Here is a 16042-nt window from a genome sequence, read left to right as displayed (position 1 = left end):
AAATGATACAAGAATTTTTAATTATTTTTATAATTAATTATATTGGGATTATTCTTACAGAAGTGCTTAATTTGCCAATTCCAGGAACGATTAGTGGAATGCTTTTGCTCTTTGCACTGCTTTATTTTAAGGTGCTGAAGTTGGAAAAGATAGAAAAAGCAGGAGATTTTTTGCTGCTGAATATGACAATATTTTTTATGCCTCCTTCTGTAAAACTTATTGAATCATTATATTTATTAAAAACAGGTTTATTTAAAATTTTATTTCTGCTTGTTTTTACAACTTTATTGACAATGGTAGTGACAGGAATTACTGTACAATATCTCATAGAGAGAAAGGAGAAAAAATATGGTGGAAGTATTAACTAGTACTCCATTCTTTGGAGTAATAATAAGTTTAGTAGCTTTTGAAATAGGTAAGCTGGTATTTAAAAAAACAAAAATGGCATTATTTAATCCTCTTCTTATTGGAACTATCATAGTTATACTTTTTCTTCATTTTTTCAAAATATCTGTGAATAATTATATGCAGGGAGGAAATTTCATAGTTTTCTTTCTGGCACCAGCTACTGTTGTATTAGCTATCCCCCTTTTTAGACAGATAGATCTTTTGAAAAAGAATTTTGTTCCTATAATGGGTGGGGGTATAGTTGGATCAATTGTTGCTATTGTTTCAGTAGTTGTTTTAGGAAAATTAATGGGAATAGATGAACAGCTTTTACTTTCATTTATGCCTAAATCTATTACTACACCTATTGGAATAGAGCTTTCAACACTTCTTGGAGGAATACCTTCAATAACAGTTTTTGCAATAGTAATAACAGGGATAACAGGAAATGTTTCTGCTCCATATATACTTTCGATATTCAGAGTAAAACATCCAGTAGCTAAAGGTATTGGAATAGGGATATCAAGCCATGCTGTAGGAACCAGCAGAGCAATAGAAATGGGGGAAATAGAAGGAGCTATGAGTGCTTTATCAATAGTTATTGCAGGAATACTTACAATAGTTATAGCTCCATTAGTAAGAATGTTTGTTTAAAAAAATACAATAATATATCAAGGATGATTTGTTAAAATAAAAGTGTCTAAAGCTTGAATTATTTTGAAAATCATCTTTTTTTATTTTTTGTTCTTGACTTAAAGTATAGTCTAATGTATATACTAAGTATAGGAAAGAACGAGGAGGAAAGTATAGTATGGATAATTTTACTTTTTACAACCCAGCGAAAATTATTTTTGGAAAAGGAACTGAAAATCAAGTAGGAAAAGAAATGAAAAAACTAGGAAGCCGTGTACTTTTAGTATATGGTGGAGGAACTATTAAGAGAATAGGGTTATATGACACTGTTGTGAAGGCTTTAAATGCCGAAAATATCTCTTTTGTAGAACTTGGGGGAGTGCAGCCTAATCCAAGATTAAAATTGGTAAAAGAAGGTATTAAACTGTGCAGAGAGCATAATCTTGATGCAATACTGGCTGTAGGTGGAGGAAGTACAATAGATACTGCCAAAGGAATAGCAGCAGGGGTAAATTATGATGGAGATGTATGGGATTTTTATGAAAGAAAAGCAGGACCAGATGAAGCTCTTCCAATTGGGGTAGTACTGACTATACCAGCAGCAGGAAGCGAATCAAGTATGGGAAGTGTTATTACAAAAGAGGAAGGACTTTTAAAACGATCATGTGGAAATGTTTCTATGATACCTAAGTTTGCAATAATGAATCCAGAATTTACATTCTCTCTTCCAAGTTATCAGACAGCTTGTGGAGCTTCAGATATATTAGCTCACCTTATGGAGCGTTACTTCACACAAGTAGAGCATGTGGATTTTACAGACAGATTGATAGAAGCTACTATGAAGACAGTTATAGATTATGCTCCTCTTGCACTTAAAGAGCCAGAAAATTATGATGTACGTGCTGAGATTATGTGGGCAGGAACTATAGCTCATAACAGTCTTTTAAACACAGGACGTCTTGGAGATTGGGGTTCTCATCAGATAGAGCATGAAATCAGTGCTATATATGATATAGCTCATGGGGCAGGATTATCCATTGTATTCCCTGCATGGATGAAATATGTTTGCCATGAGAATATGGATAGATTTGTACAGTTTGCTGTTCGTGTATTTGGAGTGAGTATGACTCTTACAGATAAGGAGCTTGTAGTAAAACAGGGAATTCAAAAACTGGAAGAATTTTATTACAGTTTAGGACTTCCTGTATATTTGAAAGAGGTAGATATTCCTGATGACAGACTGAAGGAAATGGCAGAGAAATGCTGCAGAAAAGGACCACAGGGAAATTTCAAAAAATTGTATGAAAATGATGTATTTGAAATATTAAAACTGGCAAGATAAAATTACAAAAATAAAATATTTGAATAAAAAAATCCCCTCTGCAATAGAGGGGCTTTTTTTATAACACGGGGGAGTGTTAAAAAAACAAAGACTAAAAATAGACTCTGGGGGTTACAGAAATCTAATTTACTGTGTCAGTCTCGATTAAAGTATACCCCATCTATTATTTTTAGTCAATATTAAAATTTTTTGCAATCAAATAAAAAAATAACAAAAATTGACTAATTTTTATAATTCCATACCAGTTTTTATTTGATTAATAGTATCTGAGTCCAGTAAAACTTCGGCTAAATTAAAAGCAAAAGCTAAAGAATGTCCAGCACCCATACCAGTTATAAGTTTTTCGTCTTTGACAATATTTTTTTCTTCATATTGATAATTTTTCATAAGCCCTTTAATCGAAGTATGGCATGTCACTTTTTTTCCAGAAGCAATGTCATGATTTGCTAAAATTGAAGGAGCTCCACATATAGCACCTATAAATTTATCATTAGCTGCATAGAATCTGACAATTTCTACTACTTCATTGGAATTTCCAAGATTGATATATCCGGGATTTCCTCCAGGGAGTACAATCATATCTCCATCTTTTATATCAGTTTCTTTTAAAGTAGTATCAGCTTTAACAAGTACTTTTTGAGCTGACATAACATCCTTTTCAGATGTGATAGAAACAGTTATAACATCTGCTCCACCTCTTCTCAACACATCAACAGGAGTTAGGGCTTCAATGAGTTCAAAACCATCTGCTAATAAAACATAAACTTTTTTCATATTGATGCCTCCTTGGTATATTTTATTTAATTATAGATTTTCTACAGTTAATTTTCCTTGAATAATCAACGAACGAACAAACTGATGAGCATCTACTACTGCATTGCAATATACAGATTTAGTCTCTCCTTCAAAGAAAGCATTAAGAAGTATCTGCTGTTGTTCAGCAATATTTCTATCTAATTCTTCAATAGTAAGATCTCCTCTTTTATATTCTTCAACAAGAGCTTCATATATGGTATCAAAAGTAGAATCATACAGCTGCTCTTCCCAGTTTTCAATTATAGACATAATTTTTTTCACCTCTTTATATGTATTAAATTTGTTTAAGATAACAGAATTATCTTAACATTTCTTACTGAAAATGTCAATTTTTATGCTATGCTTAACCCATAGATAAAAACCATATTTAATCTTTTAAATCATTTATACTTTAAATAATAAGATATATTTATAAAATAAAATCTTATACTATTATATTATATCACTAAAAAGAAAAAATGATTATTAAAAATTTATTAAAATATTTTGTGAACTGACAAGTTGTGAATAATATAAAAACCTCGTTCTCTAAAAGAACGAGGTCATAAATTCATATATTATCCACCATATTACAACTAATTATTTTGCAATATATCTAGAAGAAATAACATATTATTTCTTAAAATCTAAAAAGCTATACGCAGGCCTATTTCACCAGCTACTTCATATTCTTCACCAAATTTTTTTGTACTGCTGGCTAAACTTAATTCACCATATATGGAATATTTATCATTATTCCAATTGTGTGATCCACCAACACCTACACTCACCCAAGTGTTATTCATTTTGCTTTCATAGTCTACACCAGAAACACTGACAGTGGAGTCACCTTTGAACTCTTGATGAATGTTTCCTAAAATATACAGCTTGTTACGTTTGATTTTACCAGAAGAATCTAGGTGGCTCTTTTCATAATTAAGAGCTAGACCAAGTCTTCCTTCCAGTCCAATATAATCTTTTTCATTTATAATCACGCTGTTTTGGAGATCAGTAAAACTATCAAAATTGACACGTGAATAAGCAATCTGAGCTTGAGGTGTCAGTGACCAATGTTGATTAAGGTCAAAAATACGTCCTACTTCAAGACTTAATGCATATCCTTTAGCATGATTTCCTTTTACTTGGTCTAAGTCTGTAGTGATTGTGTTAGAGTCAATATCACTTTTATACCAATTATGCCAAGCTTGAGCATCAGTATAAAAACCATTGTGGTTATACCAAGTCAAAGTAGCTCCAAGTCCATATCCAGAAGTAGTTATATCTCCACTGCCATGTATAGAGTCTATGTCAGACCAAGCTTTACTCATATTACCATTGATTCCAGCAATTAAACGAGAACCATCAGCATTTTCATAGATAGGCGTATCCACACCAACATTAACTCTGCTGAAACGAAGTCTATAAGAACTTGTACTGCCCTTGTTTGAATCTAGATCTGGTTCATAATAGCCCTTCATCCCTTCTACACGCATCCAGACATTTTGTGGAGAACCATCAGTTTTACCTCGGTCATAACCTGCTTCATATCCATTTTTATCATTCAGCCAAGGACGATGACCAACCCGTTGTTCCAGTGTAGGCAGCTTATTAAGGCTGCCCAGAATCAATGAATATGACTCATAAAGTGGTGTTGCTGGATGGAGTACCCGAGAACCATCACTGTTAGTAGCATTACGTAAAAAGAGTCCTGCCTGGTTGTTAAGATCACCATACCAATCTTTGTCACTCTCCATAATATAGCTGTAAGCACCAGCTACAACTGCATTTTGACCTTTATTTGTCTTGAAGTCAGTAACAAGGTGGAAATTTTCATCAAGCTGTTTGATTAAATCAGTCTGAGTAGTTCCAGAGTTATTCCCACGTAGGCGGATTATCTCAATACCATGGTTCGTAGTTGCACCATTTCCACCCTGATGAATGACAACTACGCCAGTTCCGCTTTTGTCTGAAGCGGGATCAATTACACCATCAATAGTTAATGAGCCATGGTTGGATACATCATCCAGAAGTTCAGTATGAATCTCCACTACAGCATCCTTTCCAGCTTTGTAGTTACCTGCCAGAGTCAGAGGTACAAATTGTGAATCTGTACTATCAAAAGTATTATTGAAACGCTCAAGACCTGGAGCAATAGTACCATTGTTAATAATAGTTGTTAAGTTTGCAGCTGGAGGATTTACACTCATGGAATTTCCTACAATCCCTTGTCCCTCTAATCTCGCTCCAGTAGCAATAGTCACTTCTGGAGTATTCAACAAGCCCTTGGAATTATTCAAAGGTGTGCTGGGATCAACAGCATCTAGGCGTAAGATTCCCTGATCAATAAAAGTACGGCCAGAATAATACTGATTATCAAGCAATGTTAAGACTCCTGCACCTGTTTTATGCAGATCTCTTCCTACATCAGGAGCAGTTCCTGCAATACCATCTTTAAGAGAATTTTCATCTAATGTAACAATATTTCCATTAGTATTGATTGTACCACCACCTTCGTTCAAAATGATGGATTTTCCAGAACCTCTGAAATCAATATCAGCATCAGCACGTAAAGTACCTTGTGTACTTCCACTTCCACTATCTCCTAGCTGCACCATATCACCTTTTCCCAAGCTAAGGGGAGATGTAATTGCTGCTGTACCATTCTTTATCCATGTACCTCCAGCATAAGTATTATTGCCATACAATCCCAATGTACCAGTACCAGTTTTGATTAATTTAGTTTCTCCACCTGTACTTTGCTCAATAGTTTGTGAAATAATTCCTGTATATCCTTGTGTATCAATAGTCACTGATTGTGATGATGCATTACTACTACCAATGATCACAGGTCTTGAGTTCATATAGGCGTTGCCATCCAGCTTCAAAGTAGTATTGTTCTCCAATTCAAGTGAGCCAGTAGCCCCACCAAGAGAAGCATCAGAATTAATTGCTAGTGTTCCTTTTTTAACCTGTGTACCACCTTGGTATAGATTATTTCCATAGAGAGACAGTGTACCGCTACCTGTTTTTACAAGGCCTCCCAGTCCATCTATATTACCATTAAAAGTACCATTATTAGCCTGTGTATCAATTGTCATCATACTTGATGGCCCACCAGCTAGAGTAACAAGTCGGTTTGAATCAACATTTCCATTGAGCTGAAGTATTGTAGCATCATACATTACCAAACGGCTGCTGCTGTTTCCTAAAGCTGAATCTGAGTTAATACCTAATACCCCTTCTTCAAGTACAGTTACACCTTGATATAGATTATTTCCATAGAGAGACAGTGTACCGCTGCCTGTTTTTACAAGGCCTCCCAGTCCATCTATATTACCATTAAAAGTACCATTATTAGCCTGTGTATTAATTGTCATCATACTTGATGGCCCACCAGCTAGAGTAACAAGTCGATTTGAATCAACATTTCCATTGAGTTGAAGTGTTGTAGCATCATACATTACCAAACGGCTGCTGCTGTTTCCTAAAGCTGAGTCTGAGTTTATACCTAACACTCCTTCTTCAAGTACAGTACCACCAATGTAGCTGTTAGCACCATTCAAATTCAAAATACCTGAACCAGCCTTTGTCAAAGTTCCAGCACCTGAAATGCTTTGACCAATATTGGTAGTATATCCTTGAGTATCAATGGTTCCACCACCTTCCTCCAAAGTAATTACTCGGGTATCTGCTAGATCAAAATCAGCATCAAAACGCAATATTCCATTAGTACCTCCTAATGTATTATCTACACCAAGTGTTATACTGCCAGATGTGGCTCCAAGATCGCTGTCTTTATCCACAACAAGAGCACCTTCATTGATTAGTGTTCCTCCACTGTATGTATTATCATCCTTAGAAGCCATAGTCAAAGAACCAGTACCATTTTTAACAACCTGTCCAGTTCCAGTTATGGCACTGCCAGTATAGTTGTCATTTATAGGCTGGTCAAAAATTAGAATACCATTATTTGTCATACTAGTAGCATTGTTTATTCCTTGAGCTTGAACATCCAGTATACCTGGAGCATCAATCTCAATAGTTCCCTTAAAGTCTGGGTTGGCTCCCACCAATGATAACAGGCCATTTTCAATAAATATAGACTTTACTCCTGTCAATGAACCATTGACAGGTGATGATGGATGTAGATCGCCTGGAATTGTGGGAACACCACCAAGAATAGCCCATGCTCCTTCACCTTTTTTTGTGAGGGATGAAAAGTTCAGAACTGAACCACCCAATGTAGCTGACTCCCCTAAATTAGCATCCAAAGTCAAATCATTTGTTCCACCCCCACCATCAACGTTACCAGTAATCTTTGAGCCAGGGCCAAAAAGCAGACTGTCATCACCATTACCAAATTTCAGAGATCCCTTAACAGTTCCATAATTTTCAAATACCAAACCTGGACCGCCACTGCCACGGCTGCTGCCAAACACATTGTAACCATCGCCCTTACTTGTGGAGATAGTTCCATGATTTACAACCTTATTTCTATCATTTTTTGAACTAGAAGTGCTGACATCCTGAAACCATAAGGCTGCTCCATTGTTGCTGTGAATAGTTCCATAATTGTTAATGGTATTGCCAAATCCATGTGCATTGATGGCTTCTCCATTGTTAGTAGTACCTAGTTGCTGCACAGTACCTCCAGCCTCAATATTCAATGTAGAGTTGCTATTAAACTCAATGACATTAGGACCACTGCCAAAATGACCATTATTATAAGGAGAGCTGTTTCCTTCTACAGTGGCATCACCTTTGACTGTGATATTGGCACTATCGTTCACACTAATAACCGTTTTACCATCCTGTGTCACTTTAGTTGGGGTACTGCCATTACCAATAGTCACTGTCCAATCATTGTTTGTATTTCCTGGACCTGTACCAATGGAAGCAGGGAGGTTGACTGTTCCCACATATTCAACAGGGCTGCTGGCCCAAGCATCTTCTAAAGATATGCAAAGGGACATGATACCTACTGTGAGCAGTGGAGATAAGATTTTCTTTTTCATTTTATTTTTTCTTACAGAATTTTCTGACATTATTTTAATCACCTCATAATTTTATATACATTAAAGCTAACATAAAAAAATTAAAGTCAACTTTTTTAGCAATTGAGCTATATAAACAATATTTTTTTTTATATTATAATGAGTATACAATGAAATGATTTACATTCCTTTAAAATGTACAATTAAATTTAAAATATATATTTGGTATTTATTGTTTACTACAACTTATAAAGACCTTGAATTTAAAACTAAGTTTATATATTATTGATCTTATTGTATTATAAATGTATATATAACAAACGAAAATAATTTTATTTTTATATTTTTTAATTCTGTTATGAAATTTTAATTTATTACAAAATAAAAAACAGTCATTAATTTTATTTTTAATGACTGTTTGTATTAAGCTGAATGATTATTTTTTATATAGTTGCTTTAAAATTTTAACTTAAATTGAATATTGCTACAACAGCTGGAACCAAAATAGGAACAACTATTGTGATTACAAGACCTGAATAAAAAGCTATTATAGATATGTCAGGGGGATTGCTTCTGTTTATAACAGGAAGCACAGAATCCATTGCAGTAGCTCCAGCAGATGACACTGATTGAAATGATCCAATTTTAGCAGCTATAAATGGGATTGTAAATATTGCCAAAAGTTCTCTGAATACATTTGAAAGAAAGGCGGTTCCACCTAATTGAGCATTTATTTTAGAAAGTTCTATAGCAGAAAATGAATACCACCCCATACCAGAACTTACTGCGACTCCCTCTCCTAAAGAAAGAGTTGTAATAAAAGAGGCAAGAACTCCTCCAAGTAAAGAACCGATTATTGTAATAAAAGGCAGTAATAATACTTTTTTATTTAAAGTTTTCAACTGCTCAAATACACTTTGATTTTTTCCTATGTCTATTCCAACAAAGAATAAAAGAAGACACAATCCAAACTTAATAAGATTGTCAGCATGAGCTAATATAAGGGGGCTTTTACAGAAAAATCCAAGAAGACCTCCTATAATAACGGATAAAGCTATTCCAAGCATTATTTATCCCCTCCTCTGTAAAAGATATGAGTCAGAAGTATACTGCCCAATACTGCACATCCTGCTACTATGATAGATTCTAATCCTAGTATATGGAAATTAGCAATAATTTTATCATCTGAACCTATTTTATATCCCATTACTCCAAGCAGGAAAAATAGAGATAAAGTTTGAAGAAGCCCAACTTTCTTATCAATAATTTTAGGAATCCAACCTTTTTTAGTTATAAAATAACCTACAGAGATTATAAGAATATACAATATGATGTCATGCATAAAATTCCCCCTTTATTAATTTTTATTTATTAAAAATTTAAAAATAGTTTTTTGAATATAAGGATTTAATGGCGTATAGATTTTTCCTTTTTCAGGAAGGAATCTTAAAACATTAGGATAATCCTGTGTCTCAAAGCAGATACCCATATGTTTTTTACAATCTGAACTATCTGAAAGTTTTCCTATTTCGTGAAGATAGTTTCCAGTGTATATAACAACTGCAGGCTGGTCAGTAAATACCTTCATCATTCTTCCAGAGATATCATCTTTCAGCTGAGCAGCAGGAACATCTTTATTTTCATCTAAAATAAAAGGATGGTCTAATCCATTATTTACAATTCTGATTTGAGAATCGTCAGAATCAAGAGAAGTTTTTAAAAGAGAAAATTCACGAAAATCAAAAGAAGTATCATTTACTTCAGATATTTTTACTGGAAGAGTAGCCTCATCTACAGCTATAAAAGTGCTAGAGTTTAGTTTTAGATATTCATCAGATATAGTTCTTTTAAAATCTCCACTTAAATTAAAATATGAATGATTGGTAAGATTTATATATGTTTCTCTATCAGTAGTTCCATAATATTCAAGGGATAGCTCATCATTCTTTAATATATATTTTACAGTGACAGAAATATTTCCTGGAAATCCCTCTTCTAAGTGAGGACTTTTAAGTGTGAGTTCTAAACCAATAAAGTCATCTCCTTTTATTTCTCTGGAATTCCATATTTTATGACTGAAATTATTTATTCCACCATGAATATTATTTTTGCCACTGTTAGCATTAAGTTTGTATATAGTATCTTTTATTTTTAGTTCAGCATTTGATATTCTTCCAGCATTTCTTCCAACAATAGCTCCAAAGTAAGGAGATCTTTCTTCATAATCAGAGATATTGCTTAGATTTAAGACTATATTTTCAATCTTTCCATTTTTATCTGGAAAAGAAATTTTCCTTATAATTCCCCCATAATTGAGAATTTCTACTTCTAAAAAATCATTTTTAAGAGTATATAATTTCACTGTTTCATCAAATTTTGTTTTGCCCCAATTTCTAACTGTTAATTCCATTTATTCTCACCTCTGAGCATTATTCTAACATAAAACAGGAATAAAAGATAGATATAAAAAGCATAAGTAAAAGATTTTAAGAAATGAATACAGTAAATAAAATAAATCGTATACATATATATATAATATTTTTATTATTGAAAAAATGTGGTATATATAAAATACAAGGGAAAAAGAATATTATACAGAGGGGGATTTAATGAAGAAAAGAATTTTAATATTATTATCATGTTTATTATCTTTTTTATTGGTTAGCTGTGGAGGAAGTAAGACAGCTGAAAAATCAGCTGCTGCACCAAAGGATACATTAGTATTTGCCCAAATATCAGAATGTAAAACTTTAGATCCACAAGATACAACAGAGCAGTATTCTCAAAGAATAATAAATGTACTTTATGACAGACTTGTAGAAGTAGATGAGATGACAGGAGAAATAGTACCTGGACTGGCAAAAAGCTGGGAAAGAATAGATGACAATACTCTTTTATTCCATCTTAATGAAAATGTAAAATTTCATAATGGGGAAAAATTTACAGCAAATGATGTAAAATTTACTATTGAAAGAGCTAAAGAGTTACCAAAAGTAGGACATTTATACAAGTTAATAAGTAATGTAGAAGTTGTAGATGATAATACAGTAAAAATTATAACTAGCGAGCCTTTTGCTCCGTTATTAGCTCACTTGAGCCACAAGACAGCATCTATAATAAGTGAAAAATATTATGCTGAAAAAGGAAATAAATATTTTGAAAATCCTGTTGGAACTGGTCCATATAAATATAAAGACTGGAAAATAGGAGACAGAATAACTTTAGAAGCATTCCCTGAATATTTTAAAGGGGAACCAGCTATAAAATATATAGTAGTAAGAGCAGTACCAGAAGAAAACAGCAGAGTTATAGGGCTTGAAACTGGTGAAATTGATATGACTGCTGATCTTGGTGCAGAATCAAGAAAAATAGTTTTAGATAATAAAGATAAAATAAATTATCTTGAATCAAGCGGAATATCTGTAAACTATGTAGGAATAAATACAGATAAAGGTGTTTTAAAAGATAGAGATGTAAGAAGAGCAATAGCAATGGCAATAAACAGAGATGACATTATCAACAGTATAATGATGGGAACAGTAGATAAAGCTAACAGCTTCATAGCTCCAGGAACATTTGGATACAGTCCTGATTCAAAAGTTTTAGAATATAATCCAGAAGAGGCAAAGAGAATAATTCAAGAAAAAGGATTAACAGGAACTAAATTAAGTCTTGGAGTAAGCAACAGTCCTGTAAGAATGCAAATGTGTGAAATAATTCAAGCTCAATTGAAAGAAGTAGGGATAGATGTATCTATTGAATCTCTAGAGTGGGGAACTTTCCTAGCTGCAACAGGTAGAGGAGATCTAGATATGTTCACACTTGGATGGGGACCATCTACATATGATGGAGATTATGGATTCTACCCTAATTTTCACAGTTCTCAATTAGGTGGAGCAGGAAACAGATCACAATATGTAAATCCAGCAATGGATAAATTATTGGATGAAGCTAAAAAAGAAGTAGATCAAAATAAAAGAAAAGAATTATACAAACAAGTTGCAGAAATAATTTATGATGATGTACCAGTTATTCCTATGTACTATTCTAATAATACAGTAGCAGCTGTAAAGGGAATAGAAGGGGTAAAAGCAACAAGTTACATTAACTTTGATGAATTAAGTTTTAAAAAATAAATCAGCAAAATTAAAGATGGAGGCATAATCAAATGAAAAAACTTATTAAGATGATTGAGGAACTGACAAATACTTTTGGAGCTCCCGGTTTTGAAGATGAGGTTATTGAAAAAATAAAAAAAGAGATAAATTTTCTAAGTTCTGAAAGAGATTCAATAAATAATCTATATATGGGGCTTGAAGAAAGAGATACAACTATACCAACAGTGGCATTAGATTGTCATACTGATGAAGTAGGATTTATAGTAGAAAATATTAATAGAAATGGGTCTATCAGCTTCCTTACTTTGGGGGGATGGCATGTAGGAAATGTTCCTGCCAGTGCTGTTGTTATCAAAAATAATAAGGGAGAATATATCAAAGGAATAGTTACATCTAAACCACCTCACTTTATGACTGATGAAGAAAAAAATAGGCTTCCAAAAATGTCAGAACTTACTATTGATATAGGAACAAGCAGTTATGAAGAAACTGTTGAACTCTATGGAATAGAAGTAGGAAATCCAATCGTTCCAGATGTAAGTTTTGTATATGATGAAAAAATAGGTATAATGAGAGCAAAGGCTTTTGATAACAGGCTTGGATGTGCAGCTTCTATTGAAGTTCTGAAGGCTGTAAAAAATAATGGAATAAAAAATGTCAATGTAGTGGGAGCATTTGCTTCACAGGAAGAAGTTGGATTGAGAGGAGCACAGGTAGCTGCTTATAGAGTAAAGCCTGATTTTGCAATAGTATTTGAGGGATCACCTGCTGATGACAGTTTTAAGGAAGGAACAGCTTCTCATGGAGCATTGAAAAAAGGTGTACAGCTGAGAGTTGTAGATGGAGCTATGATATCTAATCCAAGAGTATTAAAATTTGCAAGAGATATAGCTGATAAAAAGGGAATAAAATACCAAATGATAGCAAGAGAAAAAGGATCAACTAATGGAGGGAAATATCATATTTCTGAAACTGGTATTCCTGTACTTGTGCTGGGAATTCCAACTAGATATATTCATACTCATTATTCATATGCCTCAATAGATGATTTAACAGCAGCTATATCATTAGCTGTAGAAGTAATCAAAGAATTGAATAAAGATGTAATAAAATCATTCTAATAAAAAAATCACTCATGAGATAAATTTATCTTATGGGTGATTTTTAAATTAAGAGATGAAAAATGGACTAATTATTTTATCCAGTAATTAAATAGAAAATTTAAGTAGTAATTTTTTTAACTCTAAAAAATTCACTATAATATAAAATTATTGAATAGGAGATCTAAAAATGTTTGAAAAGAATATTGAAAAAAAAGTAATAAATGAAGAAGAAGTAAAAGAGATGAAATATATTTTAATAGAGGGAAAAATAATTTCTAAAAAAGGTTATGGTGATTATGAAAAATCAGAAAGTTACCATATCATTAATTTAGAAGGGGAAAATTTTTTTGAGTATGATAATATTTATATAGGTAATTGTCTTTGTCAAAAAATTTATATATCTGATGTTCTTTCAAATCAAAAAAAAGAAAAGGAAAGGCTTTTTGAATATAAAATTGAAATAGTAATGAAAAATTTATATTCTAAAGATATAAAAGAAAGCATATTAGAAAATATTTGTTTGGTAATAAATTTTGAATTGTCAAAAAAAAGTTATAATAAACATGAAGGATTCCCTAATTTTGTACCAGCACTTGGATATAAAACATATTATGGAAAAACAGATAAACTTTTTACAATAGAATGTATGAATTTTGCTGGTGAAATAGAAAAAATAGAAATGATTTCACAACAGAATTTAAGTAATGTTTCTATTTCTAAAACTTCATATGAATTGATGCTTATAAAAAGATATATGGAAGCAATTAAATATAAAAATCCTATTGCAAAATTTGTTACACTTTTTGGTTTCTTTGAATTAATATATCATTCTAAAAAATTTAAAGAAATATTAAAAAATAATTATAATGAAAATAAAAAGTTATATAGAAATATGCCATTACTTTACAAAGGGGAGATGAAAGATTTAGCCATGTTAGATACTTTGTATTTTTATGAAATTAAAGAGAAAAGGAATGCTATAAATGCAGAAGAGATTACTTTGATAACAGCAAAAGATATAAAAAAAATAAGAGAAAAAAGAAATATATTATTTCATGAAACAAATTTAGATAATATTCATAAAGTTTTATATGATCTATTATTACCAATTGTATTTAGTATTATTGAAACAAGTATGAAAAATCCTGAAATTTTATATTTTAATAAGTAATAAAAAAGAAATAATATATTAAACATAACAGCTTAAATAACTTGAGATTAGAAATAAAATTTTATTAAAAAAAACAGATTAATAAATTGGAGTTATTATTTATCTGAACTGATGAGAATAAGAATAAAACTATATAAAATTATAAAAAAATGTTATCATATTTATAGTACATAAAATTCGTTTGCGGAGGTATAATTATGAATATTATGGAAAAGTATGCTGAAAAAACAATTAATGAATTGGGGAAACTTTTTTTTGAGATAGGAAATGAGCAATTAGTTCCTGAACTTTCAAAGCATATAAACATTGCTTTGGAAAAATTCAAAGAAATGCAGAATGAAGATGATGAGCTGAATGAGATGATTATTATTGCTGATGTTGATGAGAAGCTTTTTGCATTTGCCACAGGTGATGGAAGTGAGCTGAACAGCAAAGAGGATGAGAGTGTTTTTTACATAGCGAAAAGTGAAAATTTTAATGAGTGTATGGAATTGATAAAACATATATGTTTTGGAAATCATTCAGAGGGATACCTTTCATTAGATAGTGAAGTGTATCATTGGATTGGAGACACTATGCCTGATATTGATGAGGATATGTCAACAACTATCTATGGTGGATACTATTATGGAGAAACTGAAGTGGATCCATTCTGGGAATCTTAATTTTATTGAAAGAATAATATAAAAGAATATTTAAAAAAATTTAAACACCCAAATTATTGAATGATATTTAATAATTTAGATGTTTTTTTATGTGTTTAAAAAATTAAGAATTAAAGGCTTGCAAATAAAAAAATAGAGGAGTATAATATGAATTATGGAGAAAGAATGTAATGTTAAAGGATTTTATGTGAAGTAATGAGTTGTTAAAACTGGTTATTTTGTTGAGAGAAATATAAAAGGAGGTTTAAATATGAAAATTATGAAAGAAGTAACTGTAGCAATTGCAATTTCAGGTGGAAAATATTTAACTGCTGTAAATCGTGGAGGTATGGGAGAAAAAGAAAATTTATTGAGTATTCACACTGATGCGAAAGCTATAGGTCCTTGGGAAGAATTTAGTTTTGAAAAATGTGATGATACACATGTAGCTATTAAAACTGGTTCTGGAAAATATTTATCAATCAAGTCGAATAATAATACAGATCCTGGAAATGCTTTCCCTGTTCATACAGATGCAGTTTGGATTCGTGAATGGGAGCGTTTTACATTATGTTATCTTGAAAATGGAAAATATGCTTTAAGAACAGCAAGTGGAAATTATGTTACATTTGTTAATAATGGAGGAATGTCAGATAAATATTTACAATTATCTACAGATGCTACAACTATTACTCCAAAAGAGAAAGTTCAAGTTATTTTAGTTCCTTAAATAAAAAATAAAATTAAATAATAAATTATTATTAAATAGAGTAAGAGTAGAGATTGAGAACTAACCTCTACTCTTTTCTATATTAAAACAATCTCTTATAATATTTATTTTGCTATAGAAAATGA

The 16042-nt window shown here is 31.8% G+C and carries 14 protein-coding genes; 8 read left to right on the top strand and 6 right to left on the bottom strand.

What is annotated here, in order from left to right:
* The first annotated feature begins 2 nt into the window (after positions 1-2).
* The 3 genes from E0E45_RS10030 (at position 3) to E0E45_RS10020 (ending at position 2362) form a co-directional block, all read left to right on the top strand.
* Positions 3-368, top strand: a complete 366-nt coding sequence (locus E0E45_RS10030) for a CidA/LrgA family protein (protein WP_130891033.1) — start codon at positions 3-5, stop codon at positions 366-368.
* Positions 349-1041, top strand: a complete 693-nt coding sequence (locus E0E45_RS10025) for an LrgB family protein (RefSeq protein WP_130891032.1) — start codon at positions 349-351, stop codon at positions 1039-1041. Before E0E45_RS10030 ends, E0E45_RS10025 begins: the two co-directional genes overlap by 20 nt.
* Before the next feature lie 157 nt (positions 1042-1198).
* The gene (locus E0E45_RS10020) at positions 1199-2362 is read left to right on the top strand and encodes an iron-containing alcohol dehydrogenase (RefSeq protein WP_130891031.1); all 1164 of its coding nucleotides are present in this window, start codon (positions 1199-1201) and stop codon (positions 2360-2362) included.
* A 228-nt stretch (positions 2363-2590) separates the two neighbouring features.
* Here the strand turns inward: E0E45_RS10020 and E0E45_RS10015 are convergent, their stop codons facing one another.
* From E0E45_RS10015 to E0E45_RS09990, 6 genes are all read right to left on the bottom strand, one after another.
* On the bottom strand, positions 2591-3136 hold the full coding sequence (locus E0E45_RS10015; RefSeq protein ID WP_130891030.1) for a DJ-1 family glyoxalase III: 546 nt from the start codon (positions 3134-3136) through the stop codon (positions 2591-2593).
* Between the two features lie 30 nt (positions 3137-3166).
* The gene (locus tag E0E45_RS10010; RefSeq protein WP_130891029.1) at positions 3167-3427 is read right to left on the bottom strand and encodes a hypothetical protein; all 261 of its coding nucleotides are present in this window, start codon (positions 3425-3427) and stop codon (positions 3167-3169) included.
* A 377-nt stretch (positions 3428-3804) separates the two neighbouring features.
* Entirely contained in the window at positions 3805-7947 is a 4143-nt protein-coding gene (locus E0E45_RS10005) for an autotransporter outer membrane beta-barrel domain-containing protein (protein WP_232044098.1), read from the bottom strand.
* Between the two features lie 668 nt (positions 7948-8615).
* On the bottom strand, positions 8616-9218 hold the full coding sequence (locus E0E45_RS10000; RefSeq protein ID WP_130891028.1) for a lysine exporter LysO family protein: 603 nt from the start codon (positions 9216-9218) through the stop codon (positions 8616-8618).
* Complete coding sequence (locus E0E45_RS09995) at positions 9218-9493, bottom strand: hypothetical protein (RefSeq protein ID WP_130891027.1); 276 nt, start codon at positions 9491-9493, stop codon at positions 9218-9220. Before E0E45_RS09995 ends, E0E45_RS10000 begins: the two co-directional genes overlap by 1 nt.
* Positions 9494-9508: 15 nt before the next feature.
* Positions 9509-10561, bottom strand: a complete 1053-nt coding sequence (locus E0E45_RS09990; protein WP_130891026.1) for an aldose epimerase family protein — start codon at positions 10559-10561, stop codon at positions 9509-9511.
* Between the two features lie 199 nt (positions 10562-10760).
* Between E0E45_RS09990 and E0E45_RS09985 the strand changes: the two genes are divergently transcribed.
* The 5 genes from E0E45_RS09985 (at position 10761) to E0E45_RS09965 (ending at position 15917) form a co-directional block, all read left to right on the top strand.
* Entirely contained in the window at positions 10761-12287 is a 1527-nt protein-coding gene (locus E0E45_RS09985) for an ABC transporter substrate-binding protein (protein ID WP_130891025.1), read from the top strand.
* A gap of 32 nt (positions 12288-12319) precedes the next feature.
* Positions 12320-13390, top strand: a complete 1071-nt coding sequence (locus tag E0E45_RS09980) for a M42 family metallopeptidase (RefSeq protein ID WP_130891024.1) — start codon at positions 12320-12322, stop codon at positions 13388-13390.
* Between the two features lie 169 nt (positions 13391-13559).
* The gene (locus E0E45_RS09975) at positions 13560-14543 is read left to right on the top strand and encodes a hypothetical protein (RefSeq protein ID WP_130891023.1); all 984 of its coding nucleotides are present in this window, start codon (positions 13560-13562) and stop codon (positions 14541-14543) included.
* A gap of 197 nt (positions 14544-14740) precedes the next feature.
* A complete protein-coding gene (locus E0E45_RS09970) occupies positions 14741-15208 on the top strand; it encodes a hypothetical protein (RefSeq protein WP_130891022.1) in 468 nt (155 codons plus the stop codon).
* A gap of 250 nt (positions 15209-15458) precedes the next feature.
* Positions 15459-15917 (top strand): fascin domain-containing protein, encoded by a 459-nt coding sequence (locus E0E45_RS09965; protein WP_130891021.1) that lies wholly within the window; start codon positions 15459-15461, stop codon positions 15915-15917.
* Positions 15918-16042 lie beyond the last annotated feature (125 nt).

Source organism: Fusobacterium ulcerans ATCC 49185, from assembly GCF_900683735.1.
GTDB lineage: Bacteria > Fusobacteriota > Fusobacteriia > Fusobacteriales > Fusobacteriaceae > Fusobacterium_A > Fusobacterium_A ulcerans_A.
This window is presented reverse-complemented; position numbering and strand designations above follow the sequence as displayed.